The 23,344-nt window shown below is 27.6% G+C and carries 22 protein-coding genes; 11 read left to right on the plus strand and 11 right to left on the minus strand.

The genetic code is table 11. From position 1 onward, the window contains the following. Nucleotides 1–18: 18 nt before the first annotated feature. Genes QIA00_RS02675 through fusA form a run of 4 tightly spaced genes read right to left on the minus strand, consistent with a single transcriptional unit; the run spans nucleotide 19 to nucleotide 3,905 of the window. A complete protein-coding gene (locus QIA00_RS02675; RefSeq protein ID WP_316257321.1) occupies nucleotides 19–663 on the minus strand; it encodes a tetratricopeptide repeat protein in 645 nt (214 codons plus the stop codon). Continuing rightward, nucleotides 660–1,064, minus strand: a complete 405-nt coding sequence (locus tag QIA00_RS02680; RefSeq protein ID WP_316257322.1) for a bactofilin family protein — start codon at nucleotides 1,062–1,064, stop codon at nucleotides 660–662. Before QIA00_RS02680 ends, QIA00_RS02675 begins: the two co-directional genes overlap by 4 nt. Before the next feature lie 35 nt (nucleotides 1,065–1,099). Further along, the gene (locus QIA00_RS02685; RefSeq protein ID WP_231014079.1) at nucleotides 1,100–1,798 is read right to left on the minus strand and encodes a Bax inhibitor-1/YccA family protein; all 699 of its coding nucleotides are present in this window, start codon (nucleotides 1,796–1,798) and stop codon (nucleotides 1,100–1,102) included. A gap of 25 nt (nucleotides 1,799–1,823) precedes the next feature. Then, complete coding sequence (gene fusA / locus QIA00_RS02690) at nucleotides 1,824–3,905, minus strand: elongation factor G (protein ID WP_316257323.1); 2,082 nt, start codon at nucleotides 3,903–3,905, stop codon at nucleotides 1,824–1,826. 298 nt (nucleotides 3,906–4,203) lie between these two features. Between fusA and QIA00_RS02695 the strand changes: the two genes are divergently transcribed. The 5 genes from QIA00_RS02695 to QIA00_RS02715 all read left to right on the plus strand — a co-directional run bounded on the left by QIA00_RS02695 (nucleotide 4,204) and on the right by QIA00_RS02715 (nucleotide 8,756). Further along, nucleotides 4,204–4,431, plus strand: a complete 228-nt coding sequence (locus QIA00_RS02695) for a KTSC domain-containing protein (protein ID WP_014023757.1) — start codon at nucleotides 4,204–4,206, stop codon at nucleotides 4,429–4,431. Between the two features lie 237 nt (nucleotides 4,432–4,668). Continuing rightward, complete coding sequence (locus QIA00_RS02700) at nucleotides 4,669–5,196, plus strand: tetratricopeptide repeat protein (protein ID WP_316257324.1); 528 nt, start codon at nucleotides 4,669–4,671, stop codon at nucleotides 5,194–5,196. A gap of 120 nt (nucleotides 5,197–5,316) precedes the next feature. Beyond that, nucleotides 5,317–5,967 carry a hypothetical protein gene (locus QIA00_RS02705; protein WP_106017246.1) on the plus strand — a complete coding sequence of 217 codons (651 nt, stop codon included), beginning with the start codon at nucleotides 5,317–5,319 and terminating at the stop codon, nucleotides 5,965–5,967. Nucleotides 5,968–6,167: 200 nt separating this feature from the next. Further along, on the plus strand, nucleotides 6,168–7,388 hold the full coding sequence (locus QIA00_RS02710) for a ribose-phosphate pyrophosphokinase (RefSeq protein WP_316257326.1): 1,221 nt from the start codon (nucleotides 6,168–6,170) through the stop codon (nucleotides 7,386–7,388). 3 nt (nucleotides 7,389–7,391) lie between these two features. Then, complete coding sequence (locus QIA00_RS02715; protein WP_316257328.1) at nucleotides 7,392–8,756, plus strand: FGGY-family carbohydrate kinase; 1,365 nt, start codon at nucleotides 7,392–7,394, stop codon at nucleotides 8,754–8,756. Here QIA00_RS02715 and QIA00_RS02720 read toward each other — a convergent pair. Genes QIA00_RS02720 through QIA00_RS02745 form a run of 6 tightly spaced genes read right to left on the minus strand, consistent with a single transcriptional unit; the run spans nucleotide 8,739 to nucleotide 14,002 of the window. After that, the gene (locus QIA00_RS02720; protein WP_316257330.1) at nucleotides 8,739–9,482 is read right to left on the minus strand and encodes an SPOR domain-containing protein; all 744 of its coding nucleotides are present in this window, start codon (nucleotides 9,480–9,482) and stop codon (nucleotides 8,739–8,741) included. The two genes, QIA00_RS02715 and QIA00_RS02720, sit on opposite strands and share 18 nt — an antisense overlap. After that, nucleotides 9,466–10,083 carry a dephospho-CoA kinase gene (gene coaE, locus QIA00_RS02725; RefSeq protein ID WP_316257331.1) on the minus strand — a complete coding sequence of 206 codons (618 nt, stop codon included), beginning with the start codon at nucleotides 10,081–10,083 and terminating at the stop codon, nucleotides 9,466–9,468. The genes QIA00_RS02720 and coaE overlap by 17 nt, the downstream gene beginning before the upstream one ends. After that, nucleotides 10,065–12,791, minus strand: a complete 2,727-nt coding sequence (gene polA / locus QIA00_RS02730) for a DNA polymerase I (protein ID WP_316257332.1) — start codon at nucleotides 12,789–12,791, stop codon at nucleotides 10,065–10,067. Before polA ends, coaE begins: the two co-directional genes overlap by 19 nt. After that, a complete protein-coding gene (locus tag QIA00_RS02735) occupies nucleotides 12,788–13,186 on the minus strand; it encodes a hypothetical protein (RefSeq protein WP_316257334.1) in 399 nt (132 codons plus the stop codon). Before QIA00_RS02735 ends, polA begins: the two co-directional genes overlap by 4 nt. After that, on the minus strand, nucleotides 13,176–13,613 hold the full coding sequence (fliS, locus tag QIA00_RS02740) for a flagellar export chaperone FliS (RefSeq protein ID WP_316257336.1): 438 nt from the start codon (nucleotides 13,611–13,613) through the stop codon (nucleotides 13,176–13,178). The genes QIA00_RS02735 and fliS overlap by 11 nt, the downstream gene beginning before the upstream one ends. A gap of 8 nt (nucleotides 13,614–13,621) precedes the next feature. Next, a complete protein-coding gene (locus QIA00_RS02745; RefSeq protein WP_231014060.1) occupies nucleotides 13,622–14,002 on the minus strand; it encodes a response regulator in 381 nt (126 codons plus the stop codon). Nucleotides 14,003–14,242: 240 nt separating this feature from the next. Between QIA00_RS02745 and ligA the strand changes: the two genes are divergently transcribed. Continuing rightward, a complete protein-coding gene (ligA, locus tag QIA00_RS02750) occupies nucleotides 14,243–16,225 on the plus strand; it encodes an NAD-dependent DNA ligase LigA (protein WP_316257337.1) in 1,983 nt (660 codons plus the stop codon). 19 nt (nucleotides 16,226–16,244) lie between these two features. On the opposite strand, the gene QIA00_RS02755 is transcribed toward ligA, so the two are convergent. Next, nucleotides 16,245–17,741, minus strand: a complete 1,497-nt coding sequence (locus tag QIA00_RS02755) for a hypothetical protein (protein WP_316257338.1) — start codon at nucleotides 17,739–17,741, stop codon at nucleotides 16,245–16,247. A gap of 285 nt (nucleotides 17,742–18,026) precedes the next feature. On the opposite strand from QIA00_RS02755, the gene QIA00_RS02760 reads away from it, so the two are divergent. The 5 genes from QIA00_RS02760 (at nucleotide 18,027) to ptsP (ending at nucleotide 23,344) form a co-directional block, all read left to right on the plus strand. After that, nucleotides 18,027–19,889 (plus strand): hypothetical protein, encoded by a 1,863-nt coding sequence (locus tag QIA00_RS02760; RefSeq protein ID WP_316257339.1) that lies wholly within the window; start codon nucleotides 18,027–18,029, stop codon nucleotides 19,887–19,889. After that, a complete protein-coding gene (locus QIA00_RS02765) occupies nucleotides 19,876–20,343 on the plus strand; it encodes a hypothetical protein (RefSeq protein WP_316257340.1) in 468 nt (155 codons plus the stop codon). Before QIA00_RS02760 ends, QIA00_RS02765 begins: the two co-directional genes overlap by 14 nt. Beyond that, nucleotides 20,336–21,205, plus strand: a complete 870-nt coding sequence (locus QIA00_RS02770; RefSeq protein ID WP_316257341.1) for a xanthine dehydrogenase family protein subunit M — start codon at nucleotides 20,336–20,338, stop codon at nucleotides 21,203–21,205. The genes QIA00_RS02765 and QIA00_RS02770 overlap by 8 nt, the downstream gene beginning before the upstream one ends. A gap of 136 nt (nucleotides 21,206–21,341) precedes the next feature. Beyond that, nucleotides 21,342–21,602: an HPr family phosphocarrier protein gene (locus tag QIA00_RS02775; RefSeq protein ID WP_002557145.1), complete on the plus strand. Its 261-nt coding sequence runs from the start codon at nucleotides 21,342–21,344 to the stop codon at nucleotides 21,600–21,602. Nucleotides 21,603–21,622: 20 nt separating this feature from the next. Then, a complete protein-coding gene (ptsP, locus tag QIA00_RS02780; protein ID WP_316257342.1) occupies nucleotides 21,623–23,344 on the plus strand; it encodes a phosphoenolpyruvate--protein phosphotransferase in 1,722 nt (573 codons plus the stop codon).

The raw sequence follows: 23,344 nt of genomic DNA on the forward strand, positions 1-23,344 counted from the left end.
GTTTTTATAAATTTAATGTCAAGGTTTGATGTTGCTTTTTTTTAATTCTTCTAGTAAATTTTTTGCTTCTAGATTATTAGGAGAGATTGTAAGAAGTTGAATTAGTGCTTCTTCTGCCAATATTTTATTTTTTGCATTTATTCTTGATCTTGCTAATTTTATTAATAGATTTTGGTTATTAGGAGAAAATCGTAATGCATGTTCGTATGCAAAATCTGCTTCATTGTATCTTTTTAGCTCATAGAAAGAATCTGCAATCAAATTATAAACTTTTATTATTCTTGCTCCTTTAGAATCAAGGCTAATGTATTCTTGAAAGTATTTTAATGCATTTTCATAATTTTTTTGAAAAAAATAAGCTTCTCCTAGTGCTTGAATAATTCTTATGTCATATTTTTTAATACCAAGCCCTATAATCGCCTCTTTTTCAGCTCTCTTGTATTCTCCTATGGCTATTAGGCTCCATATCAATATTATTCTAGCATCTAAGTTGTTGGTATTTAGTCGAATTTCTTCTAAAGTGTTTAAAATAGCTTCTTTAAATCTTCCTTCTTTATACAGAAGAAGAGAGTCTTCTTTTTCTTTAGGTGGTGATTGTCCAAATAGTAAGCTTGAATTGGATAGCAGAATTAAAGTTATTTGTAATAGAAAAAAAAATTTCATTCTTCTAAATCCTCCATTTCACAATTTCCTTTAAATATTGCTCCAGAATCAATAAAAAGCTCTTTGGTTTTAATGTTTCCTATTAATTTACCGGTTTTGTAGATTTTAATTGTTTTTAAAGCCTCAATATTTCCTTTTATTTTGCCATGATTTAGTAAATGTTGGCATTTTATTTCAGCTTTAACATCAGCTTTTTCCCTTAGATAGATTGAGTTTGATGAGTTTATTAAACCTTTAAGCTTTCCCTCTATTATTATTGGCTTATTGCTTTCAATATATCCTTCAAACTCAAAATTTTTTTTTATTATATTTTGAGTACTACTTTCTTCGAATTCTAAGCTATCTATACTCATAGAGTTAGAGTCCTCTAAAAATGAATGCTTTAAATTTAAAGCATTCATTTGTGATTGAATTTTTATGATTTTTTATTATTTTATTAGTCGTTTCTTCTTTGGCCCAAAAATCTTAGAAGATATAAGAATAAATTTATAAAATCTAAATAAAGTTTAAGTGAGGCCACAACCGCCATTCTGTTTTTTATTTCAGTGTCATCTTGTAGCATTTTATCCATTTTAGAAATATTTTGAACGTCATAAGCTGTTAGGCCTGTAAATATGACTACGCCCAAAATAGATATAAGGAAATTAAGACCTGAGCTTCTAAAAAACATATTAACAAGAGATGCAATAATGATTCCCCATAATCCCATTATTAGATAGCTTCCCATTTTTGTTAGATCTGTTGTTGTAGTGTATCCATAAACAGACATTCCAAGAAATGTTCCGGCAGTAATTCCAAATGTAAATACTATTGATCCTTGTGTATAAATCATAAATATAGAAGATAATGTTACGCCTGTTAGTGCTGAGTAGAGCAAGAAAAGAGCTGTTGCAGTATTGCTTGATATTTTATTAAGAGCACCACTTATTGCATATACAAGTCCAAATTGTATAAGTATTATAGCCATAAATGACATTGAATTTGAGAATATTATTGCTTTTATTGTTTGATTTTCTGAGGTTGCATATGCAAACATTGCCGAGATTAAAAGTCCAATTGACATAAGTCCAAAAACTTTGGCTAAAAACTTGTTTTTTATTAGTATTTCTTGTTTTTCTTGTGTTAAATCGATCATAATAAAGCCTCCTTATTATTTTATATTAAGATTTGTTTTGATCGTTAAATTTTTTGCGAAGTTCATCAAATATAGCGCTTGGAACTTTTCCATATTTTAAGAATTCCATTGAGAATTCTGCTTTTCCTTGGGTAGAGGATCTAAGGACTGTTGAAAATCCAAACATTTCGCTTAAAGGCACCTCAGCTTCAACTTTTGAAAAACTTCCATCTTCTAGCGAACCTGTTATTATTCCTCTTCTTTGGTTTAAAAGTCCAAACATATTTCCTTGGAATTCAGTAGGTCCTTCAAGGGTAACTTTCATTATTGGCTCAAGGATTGTAGGCTTTGCTTTTTCATAAGCTTCTCTAAAAGCACCAATTGCTGCCAATTGAAATGCAATATCAGATGAGTCAACAATGTGATATTGGCCATCATTGATTGTAATTTTTATGTCAACTATTGGAAAGCCAATTAATGTTCCCCTTTCCATTGCTTTTTGGAATCCTTTGTCACATGATGGGATATATTCTGTTGGGATTACTCCCCCCTTTATTAGGTTGACAAATTCGTATGTTTCTCCTTCTTTATTAAGAGGTTCCATAAACCCTGCAACTCTTCCAAACTGACCAGCTCCTCCAGATTGCTTTTTGTGAGTATAGTTAAATTCAGCTTTTCTTGTAATCGTCTCTCTATAGGCCACTTGTGGCATTCCGGTTTCAACTTCTGCTTTGAATTCTCTTTTCATTCTTTCAATGTAAACTTCTAAGTGTAGTTCTCCCATGCCTTGAATTATTGTTTCGTTTGATTCAATGTCAACATAAGTTTTAAATGTTGGATCTTCTTTTGTAAATCTTCCAAGGGCTTTGGCCATATTGTCAGCAGATTTTTTGTCTTTTGGCTTTACAGAAAGAGAAATTACTGGATCTGGAATAAACATTGATGTCATTGAATAGTTGATCGATGGATCACAAAACGTATCTCCTGATGCGCATTCTATTCCAAATAAAGCAACAATGTCGCCACTTCCTCCAAATTCAATGTCTTCTGTATTATTAGCGTGCATTCTGATAAGTCTTCCGACTTTGAATTTTTTAGAAGTTCTTGAGTTGATAAGTTCTTGTCCTTTTTTTAAAATTCCTTGATATATTCTGACGTAAGTTAACTGTCCATATTGTCCGTCTTCAAGTTTAAATGCAAGAGCGACAGTTGGGAATTTGTTGTCAATTTTAAGATCGATTTCTTTTTCATTATTATTAAGGTCAAGAGCGGTGTTTTTTATATCATGAGGGGATGGTAAAAATCTGGTTACAGCATCTAAGAGTAATTGCACTCCTTTATTTTTATAAGCAGATCCCATAAATACGGGGCATAATTTTAAAGCTAATGTTCCTGTTCTAGTTGCATTGTATACTATTTCAGTAGGGACATCTTTTTCTTCCATGTGCAATTCCATAAGTTCGTCATTAAAGTCGGCAAGGGCATCAAGCATTATTTCTCGTTTGCTTTTTGCTTCTTCTAAAAGATCTGAGGGTATTTCTTTTTCAATTATTTCTGTTCCATCTTTTCCCTCAAAATAGTAGGCTTTCATTAATATAAGGTCTATAACTCCAGTATGCTTGTCTTCTAATCCAATGGGGATTTGCATTAAAACAGAGTTTAAGTCAAGTTTTGATCTTAATTGATCTTTTACATTATAGGGATTTGCTCCAGTTTTATCGCACTTGTTTACAAATGCAAGGCGCGGCACGCCATATCTTTTAAGTTGTCGATCAACAGTTATTGATTGGGATTGAACTCCTGCAACAGAATCAAGAACCAATATTGCTCCGTCAAGCACCCTAAGAGATCTTTCAACTTCAATTGTAAAATCTACGTGTCCAGGTGTATCAATAATATTTATTGGAAAATCTTTCCATTCAACGTGAGTTGCAGCTGATGCTATTGTAATTCCTCTTTCTCTTTCAAGTTCCATTGAGTCCATTGTTGCACCAACTCCATCTTTACCTTTTACTTCGTGAATTGCATGAATTTTATTACAATAAAAAAGAATGCGTTCTGTAAGGGTAGTTTTTCCTGAGTCGATGTGCGCGCTAATACCTATGTTTCGTAATTTATTGTAGTCCATTAGACTTTGTCCCTCCTGATGATATGTGACTAGAAGATTAACTATCTTAGTAATTTTACAAAATTTTTTTTTAAAAATCTATCTTATATCGGTTTATAATATTAAATATTTGGAAGTTTAAATTATTTTTTATGATATTTGACAGTTTGCTTGATTAAATTTGTATTAATGTATATCCTTATCTTAGGGAATATATCATTTAGTAGATTTTGATTTTATTGATTAAAACTTTTTATTTAGTGAATTAACTCTTACTTTATTATTATACTCCTAAGATAATTATTTGGAGGAATTTGAGTTGGAAACTTTAACAATATCTAATGAATTGAGCAAAATATCACAAGTAGGTTACGATTCTTCTGTTTCTGAGCTTTCTGTGTTTTTTAAGGATGGAAGAGCTTATAAGTATTTTAAAATTGAGCCAAGACATTTTAGTGCAATATCTAAACTTGTTGAGGATAGAAGATCAGTTGGTAAATATTTAACAGAAAATGTATTTAACAAATATGACCAAGAAAAGCTTTAATTTGTTTTTTAGATAGTATTAAAAGCCCTTTTGTTTTTAAAGCAAGAGGGTTTATTTATATTTATGATTAGCTTTTAGAGTAGTAAATTTTGTTTTATAGTCATCAAGATGGTTTATTAAATTTTATAATTCAACAGCATTGCAGTTTTGTATTTTTATTATTAGATTAAGTATTATTTTGCTGCTTTGAATAATTTAAATGGTATAAATAGCATTAAGGAATCAAGTAAATTTTTTATGTATAAATTTTCGTTTATTATTGTTTTTATTTTGTCTTGTAGCTCCATTTTTAAGGAATATCAAAACATATCAGGTGAATATTATAAGCTTGCTAAATTAAATGAAGAGCTTGGTAATGATGAGACCTCTGTTTTGCTTTATGAAAAATCTATTAAATTCAATATTAATGCTGGTGATGATTCAAGTTACAATTTTATTTTAGCTTGCATTAATTTGAAAAAATATGCAGAGGCTGAGTTGAAACTTAATTCTATTATAAAAGAAGATCCAGAAAATATTTTGTTAATTAATCTTAAAGGATATTTGCTATTTAAGAAAAATGATTTGGACAATGCTTTGATTTATTATTTAAAAACTCTAGAATTTGCACCTGCAAATAAAGAGGCTCTATTTAATATTTTTTACATTTATCATTTAAAGAACGACAAACAAAATGCAAAAAAATATATCTCAAAATATAAAGAGTTAAATCATCCTATACCAAGTGGTGTGGAAGAAATAGTTTCTTCTGTTCTTAAGAGTTAAGTTTTTAGTTTTTTGTTTGCCTTTTATTTTGTGGTAATCTTTGTGGTAATTATTATATAATAATGTATGCAATATAAACCCTGTTTTATTTTTCATAAATTTTTGTAGGAGAGTTTGTATATGATCAGGCTGAAAGTTTTAATTTTGTATTTGTTTGGGATTATTGTGGTCAATGGTTTTACAGATACTAATTTTGAATTCAATTTTGGTGGTGGGGTTGCTTTTCCTGTTAGTCCCTTTTCAAGCTTTTACAATGAAGCTTTAGAGATTAATGCAAAGCTTAAGCAAAATTTACCTTCAGATTTATCCCCAATAGAAAAAGAAGAGATAGTTCAAAATTTTTCTGATTTAGCTAATATTGCTAAAGCTGGAATAAGATATGGAACTTATGCTCAATTTGGTGCAAAATTTGACGATTTTATTTCTATTGGATTTGAGCTTTTGTTTGACATGAATCTTCTTAAAGCAATAAAGCGTTCAGATGGAACTGCAAATGAAAATTTCTCGTTTATTATGGCAATAACACCGAGATTTTATACAAAATTAGATTTTTTTGTTTTAGCTTTAGCGTTTTTCACAGGTCCTAAGATCAATATAGCGACTTCTTCTGCAGATTCTGTTTTGGCGGAGCTGGGAACAATGGGTTGGGATATTGGTGCTAGACTTTCATTCTCTTTTTTAATTCTTGAAGGTTACTATGTTTGGAATATTAAAAACCCTAAATTTTCTGATTTCAAGTTTGGAATAGGTTTTGAATTTGGAATTGTGTAGTTTATTTGATTTTGTTTTTAGAATTATGTATAATACTTGTTTTTATTATTAATAAAACTTTTCGATTTTTATTTTTATTATTAAAGCTAAAATATTTTAATGGCCTTGCTTTAAAAAATTTTAGTTATTTTTGTGTGTATAAGTTTTATTAATTATTAAATTAAGATTGTTAAGATTCTTAAAAAAGAACGAGGAATTGGGTGAATTTACTTAAAAAAAAATCAATAGGAATTATTGCTTGTCCTGGGGGCAAGGTTTTTGCTAGTAAAATAATAGAAGAGCTTGACAGAATATTTATAGATATTGAAAATGAGATTGTAGATAGTATATGTCAAGATTCTAAGGCCTTAAAGGAAGAAATTTTTAAGATTGAAAAAGTTTTATCTCCTTTTCTGGAAGGACTTAGTTTGTCTACTCTTAAAAGCAAAGAGCCTTTAGAAATTCCTGTAAAATTTGTTAAGTTTGCCAATGGTGAATTTAAAACAGAAATTTTAAAAACAATCAGGAATAAGGATATTTTTATTGTTCAAGATGTTGCTAATGCTTATGAAGTTGAAATAAATAGTAGTGAAAAAATAATTATGACAGTTAATGATCATATAATGAATTTAATGACAACAATAGATGCTTGTATGCAGGCCAAAGCCAATTCCGTTAGTGTTATTATTCCTTCTTATCCTTATTCAAGGCAAGATAAAAAGCATTCAAGAGAATGTTTAACAGCAAGTCTTATTGGAAGATTTTTAGAAGAGTTGGGAATTAGACATATTTTAACCTTGGATATGCATTCAAAGGCTATTGAAAATGTATTTAGGAAAGTTTATTTTGAAAATTTAAATGTTTCTTATGAAATATTTAATTCTCTTAAAGATTTAATCGATATTAGGGATTCTAATTTAGTTATTGTTTCCCCTGATACAGGTGCTGTAAGTAGAAATAAATTTTTTGCATCAAGTCTTAAGAGCCCTCTTGCTTTGCTTTACAAGGAAAGAGATTATTCAAGAGTTTCAAATGATGTTGCTGATTCAAATATTTCTATAACCAAGCTTTTAGGAGATGTTGAAGGTAAAAATGTTTTTATGAGTGACGACATGTTAGCTACTGGAGGAACTTTAATTAAGGCAATGAAATTGCTTAAAAGCATGGGTGCTAAAAAGATTATATGTGGAATTAGTTTGCCGTTTTTTAATGGAGATGCTATTAAATATTTTGATAAAGCTTATGAGGAGGGATATTTTTATAAAATAATTGGAACGAATGCTGTTTGTCATAATGATGAATTAATAAATAAACCTTGGTATCATGAGGCTAATGTTGCGCCTCTTTTTGCGGAAGCAATATTTGCAATTTATAATAAAGTTGGTTTACAAAAAATTCTTGATAGAAAGGATGATATTCAAAAATTGATTACCAAGGGTTAATTTATGAATGCTCTTAGCATTGATATTGGGACCAGTGTTTTAAAGGCGGCATTAGTTAGTTCTAAAAATGGAGTTTTAAGTTATATTGATATTAGTTACTCAGATTATTTTGATGTTGATTTCGAAAATTTTGACTTTAATATATGGCTTTTTTCTTTTAAGAAAGCCATATCCAATTTTAGGCCTAGCAAAATAGATTGCATTTCTATTAGCGGTATTTCACCATGTTTGATTGCTTTAAATTCAAATTTAATTCCTTTGGAAGTGTTACATTGGAATTCCCTAAAAATCAAGCCTTGTTTTAGGGGTAGGTCTGTATTTTTACCCTATGTACTTAGTACAGTTGAAAGAGGAACATATTCTAAAATAAGCTATTTTGTTTCTTGTTTTGAGTATTTTATTTATTTGCTTACAGGAAGGCTTTTTACAAGCTTGCCAAGTATAGAGTATATCCCTTTTATTTGGGATGATATAGAGATAAAAAAATATGGGCTTGACAAGAATAAATTTCCTCCGTTCATAAAAATGGGAGAAAATATTGGTGTTGTAACTTATAAAGCAGGAATTGAATTTGGGCTAAATAGCGGAATTAGTGTAATTAATGCGGGATCAGATTATTTAAATGCTTTGGTTGGAAGTGGTGCTTTTCAAGAAGGAATTGTGTCAAATAGAATGGGTACAAGTGAAGGGTTTAATTTTGTTTCAAGTACATATTTGCCAGGATTTTCTTTAGAATATCCTTATTTTTTAGAAGGATATTTTATTATTGGGAGAATTGTTCCTTTTGGATATTTGATTCATTTATTAAAAGACAGTTTTTATAAAAAAAGTTTAACTTTTGAGTTACTCTTAAAAAAGATTGTTAAAAGTGTCACATTAAATAATGTATACTTTTATCCAAGCAAAATTAAACTTTTTAATGATTTATTTATTTTAGATCCTTGTCTTTGCAAGGATTTAAGTAAAGGAATTTTTGGTAGTATTAAAAATCCATTAGAGATTGGTTTATCAATGCTTGAGTTTGTATGTTTTGCTTTTTACAATAGATTGGTAGAGCTAAAAGCCTATAAAAAAGAAATTTTAAGTATTTTTGTTAGTGGATCTAATTCTGATAATTTGCTCTTAAATCAAATAAAAGCAAATATTCTTGGCAAAGATTTAAAGATTTTTGATTTTAAGCATTCAGAGATTATTGGAGGAGCAATTCAAGCATTCTATTCTTTAAGAGAATTTGGCAGCTTAAATGATTCTTTTTTAAAGCTTACAAAGATTAAGCATGTTGTTTCGCCTATTATTGAGGTTCATGAGGAATACTTAGAAAAATATCAAAAATATATTAATAATTATAGTCTATTTGTTAACAGGTAATATATAAGTTTCTTTAAATTCGCCTATTCCTGCTATTTTTTTAAAATCTGCTTTTGCTTCTGATTTTGTTTTATAAGGACCAGATCTTACTCTGTAAATATCTTTATTATCTACTGTTGCAGAATATATTTTAGCAACTATATTATATTTGAGTAATTTTTGAATATAGTTGTCTGCATTGATTGGGTCTGAGAGTGATACAAATTGTATGTAATATTCTGTATTAGGATCATAAATGTTATCAGTATTTAAAGTTTTTTGGGCTACGGGTTGAGATTTTTCAATAATTTTTGATTTCTGAGAAGTATTAAGTATTTTTTGAGTTGTGGGTTGGGGCTTTTCAATAATTTTTGATTTCTGAGAAGTATTAGGTATTTTTTGAGTTGTGGGTTGAGATTTTTCAATAATTTTTGATTTCTTAGAAGTACTAGATGTTTTGTTTGTAGTTTTTTTTTCTTTATTTAAATCCTGTGTTAAATCTATGATTATTTCATTTTGAGTTTCAGATACCTTTAAAGATTTTTCATTTTGATCAACGTTTTCTAAGGTGTTTTGATCTTTATCTTCTTCTAAAACAATATTTTTTTCTGCAATGTCTGAGGCCAAATTTTTGTTTGGAAAGAAAATAATTGTTCCAAGAAATATTATGATACAAACTGTTGCAATCGAGGTTAATGCTACAAAAAATCCTTTGTTATTGTCATTGTTTTCATTCAAATCTTTCATAGTTAATTATCTCCTGCATTTTTTTTTCAATTTCTTTTTCTAGATATGTATAATTCTTGTTATTAATTATATTGACTATTTTTAAGTTTATAATATTTTTTTTAAAAAAAATATCTTTTTGGATTGTAAGTATTTTATTGATTATATTTGAGTCAATATTTGGCATAGAATATAATAATCTATTTTTTATTATAGAATTCTTTGCCTTAAGCACAATTATATAGTCGCAAAGTTTTTCTAAATTCATTTTAAAAAGCAAAGCAGCATTAATTATTATTTTTGTAGATTGGCTTTGGATTAGGATTTTTTTTATTTTACTGAGTATGATTGGGTGCGATATGCTTTCAAGTATTTTTAATTCTTTATTGTCATTAAATACAAGATTTCTTAGCAATAGTTTGTCTATTTCATTTTTAGTATTTAATATTTTTTGACCAAATATTTTAACTATTTCTTCTTTTTTTTCATGTAATACTGAATGTCCAAGCTTGTCTGCATTTATTTCTAAAAATCCATATTTATTGCTAATTATTTTTGAAGCAGTATCTTTGCCAGACGCAATTCTTCCTGTTACTCCAATTATTAATGGATTTCTCCCCACGATTTACCCGTCTCAATATTTGCTCTTAAAGGCAGATTTAATGTGTAAGCAGTTTCCATCATAATTTTTAATATTTTTTTCACTTCATTTTCTTCTTCAATAGGAGATTCAATAAGCATTTCATCATGTACCTGTAGCAATATTTTTGATTTCATTTTTTTACTTTTAAATTCATTAAATACTTTGACCATTGCAATTTTCATGATGTCGGCGGCACTTCCCTGAATTGTACTATTTATTGCTATTCTTTCAGCAGCAGATCTTTCTAGATAATTATTGCTATTAATTTCTTTTATATATCTTCTTCTTTTTAAGATGGTTTCGCTATATCCAGTATTTCTTACGAAGTTTATTTGATTTATTATAAATTCTTTGATTTTTGGATAAAATTCAAAGTAAGAGTTTATAAATCCTTTTGCCTCTTCTTTTGTGATTCTCAGTTCTTTTGCAAGTCTAAAATCTGACATTCTATAAATTATTCCAAAATTAATAGACTTTGCTATTCTTCTTAAGTTAGGAGTAATTTCTTTTTTCTCTATTTTGAAAAGCTTAGAAGCAGTTTCTGTATGAATGTCTTTATTGTTTTCAAATGCTTTAATAAGGACTTCATCTTGTGATAAATGAGCAAGTATAGCAAGCTCAATTTGAGAATAATCAGCCGAAATAAAAATATTTCCATTTTCTGGTTTAAATGCTTTTCTTATTTTTCGCCCTTTTTCATCTTTTATTGGTATGTTTTGCAAGTTGGGATTTATGCTAGTGATTCTACCAGTTGCTGTTTTTGTTTGTATGAAGCTTGTGTGCAGTCTGTTTGTTTTATAGTTTATTAGTTCTATTAAATTATCTGTGTAAGTGCTCTTCAATTTTGCAATTTGTCTGTATTTTATTAGATTTTCAATTGATTCATGCTGTTCTCTTAGAGATTCAAGCACTTTTATATCAGTTGAATCTTTTTTCATTTTTTCCGGTAATTTCAGATTTAATTTTTCAAATAAAATTTCATGCATTTGTTTTGGAGAATTTAGATTAAAATCAATTCCTATGCTTTTTATTATTTCGTTTTCGATTACTTCTAATTCTTTTCCAAGTTCTTTTCCATATTCTTTTAAATATTCTTTATCAAGGTAAATGCCATTTTCTTCCATTTCTATAATTACCTTGTTAAAAGGCATTTCTATTTCGTGCATTAACTTGTCGAGTTTGTCTTCTTTTAATTTTTTGGTAAATATATTAAATAATCTAAATGTAATATCAGCATCTTCAGATGAATAGCTTGTTGCCATTTCTAAAGATATATTTGCAAAGTTATCATTTTTTTGTATCACATCTTCATATTTAATATTTTTATGCATTAAATATTTTTCTGCAAGAAAATCAAGCGATACTTTTGAGTTTGTGTCAATAAGGTATGCAGCAATCATTGTATCAAAATAAGGTGGTATAGGGCTAAATCCATTATTTTTAAGTATTTTATAGTCAAATTTAAAATTTTGACCAATTATTTTTGGATTTGATTCAAAAAGATTGTTAAATTTTTGTATTATATAATTTTTTTCTATGTAAATTTTTCCTTTGGCTTCGATTGGAATATAGTAACCTTCAAATTCTTTAAATGAAACTGAAATCCCAATTAATTTTGCCGTGTAAGTGTCAAGCGAAGATGTTTCTGTGTCTATTGATATGTATTTAGCCTTTTTAAGGCTTTCTATTAAATCGTCAAGTTCTATTTTTGTTGTTATTGAGCGGTATTTAACATTTTCTGTGTCAATTGTATTTATGTCATCTAGACTGTTAGTAATAGGTTCTTGTTTAAATAGGCTTTTTTGGTCTGCATTTTCTTTTTCTTGTTTTAAGATATCCTTTTTATAAGTTTTTATCAGGGCAATTGCTGAGTGTTTTTCAAACAAAGATATTATCTCTTCGCTAAAATTTTTTAAGGCAAAGTTTTCAATTTCTGGAATTTTTAAATTTTCTTCAAGACTTACAAGTTCGTAGCTTAAAAAAGCATTTTCTTTTTCTTTGATTAAAAGTTCTTGGTGTTTTTTATTTATTAGTTCTAAATTTGAATATATTCCGTCTAGGGTTTTAAATTCTTTTAATAAATTTGCTGCTCCTTTTGGGCCAATGCCCTTTATTCCAGGTATATTATCAGACCTGTCTCCAACAATAGCTAAATAATCTTTTATTTGAAAGCTATTTACTCCAAATTTTTTTATTACATACTCATTATCCATTTCAATAAAGCTATTGTTTTCAATTTTAAGTATTTTTATGTACTCTGACATTGTTTGTAGTAAGTCTTTGTCAGGAGAAATAATGTAAGTTAAATAGTTATTCTTTGCAGCCTTTTTAGCAAAACTAGCTAATAGATCGTCAGCTTCGTAGCCTTCAAGCTCAAAGATTGGTATTTTTGCCTTTAAAAGGCCTTCTTTTATCCATCCAATTTGAGGTATTAAATCGTCCGGAGGTAAGTCTCTTGTTGCTTTGTATTTTGGATATTTTTGTTTTCTGAAAGTTGGCACCTCTGAGTCAAAAGTAATAATCAAATGTTCAGGATTTTTTTCTTTTATTATGAAAAATAATGTTTTGAAAAAGCCAATAAAAGCGTTTACATTTTCTCCTTGTGTGTTTAAAAGTGGATAATTTTTCATTACGTGATAATTTCTAAATATTATGTTTAGCGCATCAATTAGATAAAGTTCTTTCATATTTTAATATCTAACATTATAGGTGAATTGTTTGCTGTAAGGTTTTGGAGCTTTTTAATTTTTGGGATTTTTCTTTTTGCAGTTGCAATTTGCTGTAAGATTTCACAACAAATTTGATATTTAATGTATATTTCTTCTTTTAGTAGATTAATTTCTTTAATCAAGTAATCGAAATTATCTAATTTTTGGTTTTTAGATTTCAACCATGCATTTATTGTTTTATAATAGTTTTTGATTGATTCTAATATTAAATCTTTCTTAGGATTGGTTATATTTAATATTCTTATTTCTTCTTTTTGCAATTCATCACTTTCTATTGTTAATATTAATTTCAATTCTTTTAATTCTAATAATAAATTGCTAAAATGTTTTTTTAAAATTTCATTAGCCGACAATATTGATTCCTAATTTACTTTGAGTAACATTATTACTTTGAGTAATATTATTTTCTTTTTTGCTTAATTTTTTCCAGGCAAAGCTTAATATTTGCAGTTGTTTTATGACATTGTCAATTTTGTGTATTTCTTTTTTCAAAAGAACATTTTCTAGTTCTTTATTTAGAAACAAGTATATTGAGAGTAAGTTTGTAGAAATGTTTCCGCCTTGCTCAAAATTTAAGGTTGACATTAATTCAGTAATGATTTCTTGTGCGTGAAAGATTTTTTCATTAGCTTTAACTGCATTTTGCCAATTTTCATCTTTTATAAGCTCTTTTGCAACTTTTAAATCCTGTATTGCTTTCTCATAAAGCATTATCAATATTGATAGGGGATTTGATGTGTTTATTTGTGTTTGTTTATATATTTTTTCTTTTGCTATCAAAATTTCCTCTAATCCAAAAGTTTAATTTGCTCTATTATTTGTTCTTTTTTAAAAGGTTTTGTAATGTATCCTCTAGCTCCAAGAGATAAAGCTTTTTGTATTAATTCTTGTTTTCCAATAGCTGTAACCATTAATATATTAACTTTTTTAAGCAATTTTTTATTAATTTCATGCATTCTCTCAAGAGCTGTTATTCCATCCATTCCCATCATTGTTATATCAAGTGTTATTAAATCAATATTATTTTGTTTTTCAAATTCTTTAACAGCCTGAATGCCATCTTCGGCTTCTAAAAATTCTTTAAATCCCAATTGACTTAAGATTTTTATTAGGTTTTTTCTCATAAAAAGTGAGTCATCAGCTATTAAAGCTTTTTTGCTTTCTTCCAAACTAGCACTCCTTTTATCTATTTTAACATATTAAAATATCTTTAACGACAATTAAAATATAATTCACATTTTTATAATATTGTCTTTTTGATTGATATTTTTCTTTAAAGATTGTTTTAATTTGAACATAAATAAAATAACATACATTTTTTGTGATACTTTATAGTTTGTATAGTAAGTCGGTTTTTGCTTGCTAGAATTGTTTGATAAAATAATAACTAATATGTTAAATTTTACCCTATGAACAGCAAAGTACAGCAAGAAATTGCAGATTTAAAGAAGTTGATTAGAAAGTGGGATAAAGAGTATTATGTTGATTCTTTGCCCAGTGTTGAAGATTTTGTATATGATCAGCATGTTTTAAGGCTTCAAGAGCTAGAAAGTAAGTATCCCGAATATAAAACCTTAGATTCTCCTACTCTTAGATTTGGTAGTGATCTTTTAAACGACTTTAAAGAGGTCGAACATTCTGCTCCTATATTAAGTCTTGATAAGGTTTATGATCTTAATTTGCTAAAATCATGGATAGATAAGATTGATTTTAATAATTCTTTTAATATTTCTGTTGAGCCAAAGATTGATGGATGTTCTATTGTTCTTTATTATAAAGATGGCATTCTTGAAAAAGCTCTTACTAGGGGTAATGGAAAATTTGGCAATGACGTTACTAAAAACATTAGAACTATTAGATATATTCCTTTGCTTCTTGATGAAAAAGTTGATTTAGTATTAAGGGGCGAAGTTTATATTACTAAAGAAAATTTTTTGACAATAAATAAGTTTTTGGAAAAGCCTTATACCAATTCTAGAAATTTGGCTTCGGGAATACTTAGAAGGGTTGATAGTAGAGAGGTTGCTAATTTTCCTTTAAATATTTTTATTTATGATTTTTTGAATGCTGGATTAGAGTTTAAAACAAATGATTTAGCTACTACAAGACTTAAGAAATTGGGATTTAAGGTTAATCCCTTGATTAGGTTTTTTGATCAAAAAAGTTCGCTTGGAGAAGTTTTAAGCTATATAGCAGATATAACAAAAAAAAGAGACTCTTTTGAATATGAAATAGATGGTGTTGTTCTTAAGGTTAGTGATTTTGCTTTAAGAGAAAGATTGGGGTATACTGCGCACCATCCTAAATGGGCAATGGCTTATAAATTTGAAGCACTTTCGGGTCTTAGTAGAGTAAATAGCATTGTTTTACAGGTGGGACGTAGTGGTAAAATTACTCCGGTTGCCAATATTGATAAAGTTTTTGTTTCAGGAGCTTTTATTACTAGCGCAACATTACACAATCAAGATTATATAACGTCTATTGGTTTGAATGTTGGTGATGTTGTTAAAGTTTCAAGAAGAGGAGATGTAATTCCTGCTGTTGAAATGGTGATAAATAAATTTTCAACAGGATTTTTTAAAGTTCCTAATAATTGTCCAGCTTGCGAAACGGCTGTAGTAAAAGAGGGAGCACATTTTTTTTGTCCAAACAATAATTGTCCTTCAGTAGCAGTTGAGAGAATAAAATATTTTTGTAGTAAAAATTGTATGGATATTGAAGGGTTTTCCGACAAGATAATTTCTTTTCTTTTTGAAAAAAAATTTATTTCTTCAGAAATTGATCTTTATACATTTGATTTTTATAAACTTCTTGAATTTAAAGGGTTTAAAGATAGAAAGATAAATAATTTGATAAATTCAATTGAAGCTAGCAAAAAAAAGCCATTTAGTAAATTACTTCTTAGCATGAGTATTAAAGATTTAGGGGAAAATACAATAAGGTTGTTATTTCTTAATAATTTAAATTCATTTTTAAAGCTTTTGAAGCTTTGTCAAGACAGAGATTTTGCATTTTCAACATTGCTTAAAATTAAAGGCATAGGAGAAAAAATTGCTCTAAATATTATTGGAGCTTTTAATGATTCAATAATGATTAATAAGTTTAAATTTTTTGAAAATTTGAAATTTAAAATGGAAGAGTTTATTGCGATTGATGATGAGAATAAGTTATTGGTCGGCAAAAAGTTTTGCATTACTGGATCTTTTAATGGTTATTCCAGGTCTATTGTTATTGACAAGCTAAAAAATAAAGGAGCAATTTTTAACACTTGTGTGTCCAGGAGTTTGGATTTTCTTATTGTAGGAGAAAAAGCCGGATCAAAGCTTAAGAAAGCTTTGAGTTTAAATATAAAAATTATGTCTTTTGAAGACATAAAAAGTTACTTGGATTAGTTGTATAAAAGTGCTATTTTTATTTAATTATTTTTATTTGCTTAAATGCAGGCTTTAGGTTTTTATACATAATTCCTAGTTCGTGGATATTTTTGACTTCTATTAAGTTTCTAAAAAATTCTTCTTTATTTTTAAGAGTAGGGTTAATAAAATATTTTTCAAATTTATATTTTGAGATTATTTCATGATTTTTTAAAGCTTCATTCAAATTGTTAGTTGGATTTATTTCAATATAGTATGTGTTTTCTTTTTTAAATGCAAATTGATCTCCCCTTTCTTTAAATTTATAGTTATTAAGATATATATCAGGATAAATTTGAAAATCGGCTGTTTTGATCATAGTTGTTTTTGGGATGCTTTTAGTATTTTCTTCTAGATTTTGGCTTTCATTTTTTTCTATGGGCTTTAAATATTCCTTTTCTAATTTTTTATTTTCTTCTAAGTTGTCATTTTTATTTGTAATACTTGGAATGAAAGTTTCTTCGTTTAAAGGTTTTTGATAAATTTCTTTTTTTTTAAAATTTTTTAATTCTTTTTGAAGTTTTAAAATAGTCTCTTCATTCTCCTTTATTTTATCTTCTAATTCTTTGAATTTGTGTTTATCGGTTCTTATTTTTCTTTGATTTTCTTTGTTTATTGCTTCATTTGCGCTGATTTTTCTTTTTAGATCATTGATTATTCTTCCTATTGAAGATAAGTTTTCCTCAATTTCTTCTAAGTTTTTATCTGAGTTATCTTTTTTTTTAAAATTTCTTAATTCTCTTTGCAAGTCTAAAATAGTGTTTTCATTTTCGTTGATTCTGTCTTCAAGATCATCTATTTTTTTTTCGTTAATAGCATAATATTTTTCGTTTTCATGAAGATTTTCTTTTAGATTTTTTATTATTCCTTCATTAGAAGGATAATTGTCCTCATTTGCTTCTTCAGTTCCATCATTATATTCATAATTGTCTTCAAAATCATCATCACCATCTTCTTCTTCAATGCTTTCAATATCTATTTTTTCGTAATTTTCATCTTCTTTAGGCTTGTTTTTTTTGTTAAGGAGCTTTTTTATTTCTGCTATTTCATTTTTTAATTTATTGGTTAAAATTTCATATTTTTTTGCTTTTTTTTCGATTGATTCTATTTTTTTATTTTCATTTTCCAATGTTTTTTTATTTTTGGTTTTTAAAAGCTTTTCTATATTTTTAATTTTATTTTCATAATTTTCAATTACAAATTTTAGATCATTTTCGTCCATTCTTTTTTTAGGCAGGTTTTTGTCTCTTATATTTTCTGGTAATTTTAGATCTTTACCCTTTTTGGGGTCTTCATAGGAAACTGTGTTTTTGTTTAAATGTTTTGAGGTATTTATTTGATCGCTTTTATTCCCAGAATTTTTAAATTCTTCACTTAAGTCTTCTAAAGGAATTTCAATGCTAGAGTAGCTTATTGTATTATTATTAGCCCCAAATAATGATATACATAAAAGTATTATAAAATATTTAAAGCTTCGATTTTTTGTTTTATTCATAAGGTCCTTGTTTTTATTTAGAAAACATCTATAATTTATAATGTTAGCATAATTTGTTCATTTATCAAAAGAGATAAAAAATCACCGGGGGTAGGGCTATTTTTATTGACAAATCAGTGTTGATTTCGAATTAGTTTTAAGTGAATTTTTATTAAGTTGTTTTAAGATTTTTGCATATGTTTATAAGGTTAGATGTTTTTGATATTTTAGTTTTTTAGTCCTTTTTATTTATGCAATGTTGGGTTATTACTAATTTAATTTTTTTGTTTAGTGGAGTTTGCGAGTTTGACAAATGTGGATGCGCATGAATTTTGGGCTTTGCCAGTTTGCTGCAATGTTAAAGATTCTTTTATTGAAGATTTTAGTTTTGTGGATGAACATGTAAATTCAATTTTTAGCATCAGCTATAAAGATAATATAACTTTAAAGTTTAGAGATTTTGTTGATTCTAATGAATTTAATTTAAAGCTTTTTGATAATAAAATAAGCTTTGAAGGTCAAATTCCTTTGGTTTTGTATTCAGATAATTTGGATTATTTGCTAAAAGCAGAAAAAAGTGTTCTTTTTAATCTAAGAGTTGGCGATGTGAGTAATAGTTATTCTTCTGGATTTACAAAGAAAGAATTTGAAACCTGCAATGTTTTGAATGCTTGTTATGAATTTAGTGATTACAATAGTTTTTCAGAGGATTTTATTTTAGTTAAAACATTTTTTGATTCTGAAAATTTAATTATTGATGCCAATGTAGACAACATTTCTTTTTTAAAATTTTTTATTAGTGAAAATTTTGGTATAAGTAAAGATAAAATAAAAATCAATTCTCTTGATAATTACTGGTCTAGCTCTATTTTTCCTATTTCTTTTAATGCAATTTTACAAGGCATTGTAATTTCAAAAAAGATTAATAAAAAGGTTAATATTGTTTACTACAAAAGACATTTTGGAATTTTAGATAATTTAAATTTAACTTTTTCAGTTTCTAATTGTTTATTGGCAGATAATAAGCTTTCAAAGATTATTTTAGAAGTTATAATAAATAGACCTTTGAATTTTTTATATAAGTTTTATTTTAAATTTATTAATAATATTTTTAAAAATTTGTTTTTTGATGGGTTTTTAGAAATTTTTTTTGTTGAGAATAAAAGTGATTTTGTCTTTTTTTATGACAATCTTTTGGCATTTGAGACTTCTGTTTATAATTTTATTTATTCCAATTTTTATAATATTGCTTTATCGATGTCTTGTGAGCCAATAGGTTATTTGCTTACGCAGATTAAAGGCGATTATATTAGTTTTTTAAAAATTTTTAAAAAACTAGATTTAAAAAATTCTTTAATAAAGAAATCTGCCGTTTTAAGTGTTAATAAGGATTATGATATTTTTGATACTAGTCGAAAGGGAGTCGGTTTTGCTTATGTAAGTTCAAACACCTATTTTTTAAGTGAAGAGCAGTATGTTGTTGCTTTCTTGTATAAGGACGAATTAAATGTATTTTTGCCCTACAGCATTATTGACAACAATTTAAGCAACTATTTGAAAAATAGCTTAGCCAAGACACTGGGCTTGACCTATAGCAGTGTAAATTTTTTGATAGACGAGAGCGTATTAGATTTTGATAATTTTTATAATCTTCTTTTTAAAGATCCTTATTTAATTGAAAAAGCAATTTTAAGCATTAAGGACAATCTTTCTTCTTTGATAGATGCAGATTTTATAAATGAATATCCTGTAGTTTTTAAGGAAAAAATAGCTATTAGTGATGTTAATGATTGTGTGCTTGGGTGTTCTGTTGAGCTTAAATTTGAATTTTATTCTCTTAGTACTGTTTTTAGCAATGTAAGCTTTTTTGTAGAGCAAGGTAAATTTACCAAGCTTAAGTTAAATAACAAGAGAATTCGTACAATATTTGGATTAGCGGTTGATTATGTATTTTGCCGTGCTAATGTAAGTTGTGATATTAAAGATTGTTTAAGTCTAGAGTTTATTGAAGATGGCGAGTTTATTTTTTCTTTTAGAAGTGTTTTTGTTGTTTCTGTTTCTGCAATTCGAACTGCTTTGATTCAGGTATTTAATTTCAATGCAAGCAGCACTCCCCTTGATTTTGAAGAAATTTTAAATAGTTGGAGTATAAAAATTGACGCTAATTAATTTTAGTTTAAATGGAGAGAGTGTTTCAAAAAAGATTAGTCTTTCTTTGGGGACCAGGAATCTTTTGGATTCTGTTTTTTTTGCTAATAGCAATAGTTTGGAGTATGTTGTTAACAACAGATTTTTTTTAATTTTATTGGATTTCAAACTTGTTTATTCTGATTTAATTCCCGCTTTTATTTTAAATGGTCGGAGTGTAGTTACCCTTGAAGGACTTAAGAAAAAAAGTTTTTATAAGCACATGCAAAAGATTTTATTAGAAGACGATTTTAATTTTTGTAGCAATTGTTTTGAATCCAATGTTTTGTTATTTTATTACTTTTTGGAAAACGAGATTGTAAGCAAATCAGATATTTTAGGCTATAGAAAGTCATTAAAATGCAATTGTATGGATGTTGATACTTTTTTATCTCTCTATTTGAAGGCTGAAGAATTGTATAGAAAAAATGGCTAATGTTAAGGTTTATTACCCCGAAAGTTTTAATATACTATCTAATTTATTTAACAAAAATTTAAATAATTATATCATTTATAATGAGCTAGATTTTAAAAAAAATCCTAATTTGTTTAATAGAGAAACTCCCATTGATAATTTTTTTGTTGTTGGTAATTTTGAAAAATTTAATAAGGTATCTTTAAGGGGTAATTTTCTTGAGATGGGACCTTGTGTTACTTACAATGAGATACTTCAGATTGGTAAGAAAAATATTCCAAGCTTGTTTTATGAATTTATTTCAAAATTTAATGATAAAATATATTTAAATAGTATTAACCTTGCAAATGGGTTTTATTATAAAAACACCGTTTTTGATATTTATCCTTTATTGCTAAGTCTTGATGCTCAAATTGAGTTTAAAAATGTTTTAACCAAAAAAACGTATGTTTTTAGTGCTTATAATTTAAATAGAACTGAGTATATTGCAAATCGAAACACTGTTCTTGTTACTAAATTTAAATTTCCAATGATGAATTTATGGAATAGAAGCTTTTATCATAAAATATTTTTCAATACCTTGTCTTTTGACATTTTAGAAGAAGCAGACATTATTTTTATATGTATCCTTTTAAACATAAAAAGAGACATTATAAATGATTTTTTGTTAAAGATATTTTATGATGACAAAGTGATAGTCATAAAGGATTTCCAGATTTTGCTTTTAAACAAATCTTTGCCGCTTTCATTTTCTGAGATAGAAAATTCTCTTAAAATGTTAGATAGAAATATAAGAGATTCTAAAAATTTCAATATAGGAGAGAGAAATTTAAAACTAATAAAGAATTTTTATTTAGACATATTAATGGGTTTTAATTTTTAATTGTTCGAATAAGTTTAATTACTATCTTTAGTATGCTATATTTCTTATATAAAGGGAATATATAATTTATTTTTATGTATTATAATGTAAAAAGTTAATCAAAAAATAATATTCATAATGAGGGGTTTCTGTACTTATGGTAAAAAAAGAAGCAATTATTAAGGCTGTAAACGGTTTACATGTTAGGCCTGCGTCAACTTTTGTAAAAAAAGCTAAAGAGTATTCTAGCGAGATAACAATAGAATCCGATGGAAAGTCTGTTAGCGGGAAAAGTTTGTTCAGGCTTCAAACTTTGGAATTATCATCAGGTAAAAAGCTTTTGATATGTGCTGAGGGTGAGGATGAGGAGATTGCTGCTTCAGAGCTTGCAGAGCTTATCGAATCTTTTAAGGAATGAATTTTAGAAGGATTTAAGTTATGACTTTATCGGGCAAAAGAATATCCAAAGGGATAGGCATTGGAGAAGTTCTTTGTATTAGGAAAAATTTTGATAAAATTATAAGTAGAGAAAAAATAGATTTTTCTCAGGTTGATAGTGAAATATCAAAATTCAATAACGCCAAGTCAAAAGCAATTCAAGCTCTTAAGGATCTTGAAAAAAAAGCTGTGCTTCAATTTGGAGATGATAAAAAAGGTATTTTTGAAGGGCAAGTGTTGATTGTTGAAGACGATGAACTTTCTGAGTTTGTTATTGAGCTTATTACAAAGGAAAATTATGGCGCCGCTTATTCTATTTATTTAGCGTTTGAAAATTTGGTTAAAAGTGTAGAAGATTATAAAGATCCTTATTTAAAAGAAAGAGCGTCTGATTATAAGGACATTAGAAATAGATTAATTTCTATCATTTTAGGCCAAGTATCCGATTTTTCTGAGATTAATAAAGATATTATTCTTGTTACCGAAGAATTAACCCCATCTGATACCATGCAATTTGACTTAAATTATGTTAAAGGGTTTTTAACTGCTGTTGGAGGAGAAACTTCTCATGCTGCTATTTTAGCAAGAACAATGGGGCTTCCAGCGCTTGTTATGACTTTGTCAGATATTGATGCGTTAAAGGATGGTGATAAAATAGTAATTGATGCAATATCTTCTATTGTTATTAAAAATCCTTCTTCTGATGAGATTGATCTTTATGAAGGTAAGATTTTGCGTCAAGTGGAAATGGAAAAAGAGCTTTTTTCTTTAAAAGATAAAGATGCTGAAACAAAAGATGGTATAAAGGTGTTTTTAAAGGCAAATATTGGAACACCTGTTGATATTACCTATGTTAATAAATATGGTGTTGAGGGAATAGGTCTTTTTAGAACAGAGTTCTTATATATGAGATCTTTACAACCCCCAACAGAAGATGAGCAGTTTGAAACTTATAAGAGAGTTATAGAAACAATGGAAAAGAAAGGGGTTGTTACTATTCGTACTCTTGATGTTGGCGGGGATAAAGAAATTCCTTATCTTAATTTTAAGAAAGAGGAAAATCCCTTTTTGGGCTTTCGAGCGCTTAGGATGTATAAGGAATATGAGGAATTAATCCAAGCGCAGTTTAATGCTATTTTTAGAGCCAGTCATTATGGGAAGATAAGGGTAATGGTTCCTATGCTTACCAGATATGAAGAGATTGAAACAATAGAATATTTTGTGAATAATGCAAAAATCAACTTAAAGTCTAGAGGATTGCCTTTTGATGAAAATTTGGAAGTGGGTTGCATGATAGAAGTTCCTTCTGCGGCTTTAATTGCCTCTAAACTTGCCAATAAATTGAAATTTTTTAGCATAGGGACTAACGATTTAACCCAATATGTTTTAGCTGTTGATCGTGGTAATCAAAAAATATCAAATTTATATGACAAGTATAATCCCGCTGTGTTGAAATTAATCAAAAAGGTTTTTGATGATGGGGTTAGTTCTGGAATTGATGTGTCTGTTTGTGGTGAGCTTGGAGGAGATGATGCTGGAGCGTTGCTTCTTGTGGGCCTTGGGTTTAGGTCTTTGAGCATGATTCCTAGTGCTACGCTTAGAATTAAATATTTGCTTAAAAAGCATACAATAATGGAATTGGAAGAATTGGCAAATAAGGTTTTAAATAGTGATTCCGAGCAAGAAACTTTAAGTTATTTTGATAAATTTATAGGAGATTAG

The organism is Borreliella americana (assembly GCF_032595795.2).
In the GTDB taxonomy this organism is placed as follows: domain Bacteria; phylum Spirochaetota; class Spirochaetia; order Borreliales; family Borreliaceae; genus Borreliella; species Borreliella americana.

Bases quoted from the DNA above. Each gene is read 5' to 3' on its own strand.
- polA (WP_316257332.1), bottom strand. From the start codon at position 12,791: ATGAAAGAACTTTATCTAATTGATGCGCTAAACATAATATTTAGAAAT.
- QIA00_RS02755 (WP_316257338.1), bottom strand. From the start codon at position 17,741: ATGAATAAAACAAAAAATCGAAGCTTTAAATATTTTATAATACTTTTA.
- QIA00_RS02720 (WP_316257330.1), bottom strand. From the start codon at position 9,482: ATGAAAGATTTGAATGAAAACAATGACAATAACAAAGGATTTTTTGTA.
- ligA (WP_316257337.1), top strand. From the start codon at position 14,243: ATGAACAGCAAAGTACAGCAAGAAATTGCAGATTTAAAGAAGTTGATT.
- QIA00_RS02715 (WP_316257328.1), top strand. From the start codon at position 7,392: ATGAATGCTCTTAGCATTGATATTGGGACCAGTGTTTTAAAGGCGGCA.
- QIA00_RS02680 (WP_316257322.1), bottom strand. From the start codon at position 1,064: ATGAATGCTTTAAATTTAAAGCATTCATTTTTAGAGGACTCTAACTCT.
- fusA (WP_316257323.1), bottom strand. From the start codon at position 3,905: ATGGACTACAATAAATTACGAAACATAGGTATTAGCGCGCACATCGAC.
- QIA00_RS02705 (WP_106017246.1), top strand. From the start codon at position 5,317: ATGATCAGGCTGAAAGTTTTAATTTTGTATTTGTTTGGGATTATTGTG.
- QIA00_RS02770 (WP_316257341.1), top strand. From the start codon at position 20,336: ATGGCTAATGTTAAGGTTTATTACCCCGAAAGTTTTAATATACTATCT.
- ptsP (WP_316257342.1), top strand. From the start codon at position 21,623: ATGACTTTATCGGGCAAAAGAATATCCAAAGGGATAGGCATTGGAGAA.
- QIA00_RS02685 (WP_231014079.1), bottom strand. From the start codon at position 1,798: ATGATCGATTTAACACAAGAAAAACAAGAAATACTAATAAAAAACAAG.
- QIA00_RS02675 (WP_316257321.1), bottom strand. From the start codon at position 663: ATGAAATTTTTTTTTCTATTACAAATAACTTTAATTCTGCTATCCAAT.
- QIA00_RS02775 (WP_002557145.1), top strand. From the start codon at position 21,342: ATGGTAAAAAAAGAAGCAATTATTAAGGCTGTAAACGGTTTACATGTT.
- QIA00_RS02700 (WP_316257324.1), top strand. From the start codon at position 4,669: ATGTATAAATTTTCGTTTATTATTGTTTTTATTTTGTCTTGTAGCTCC.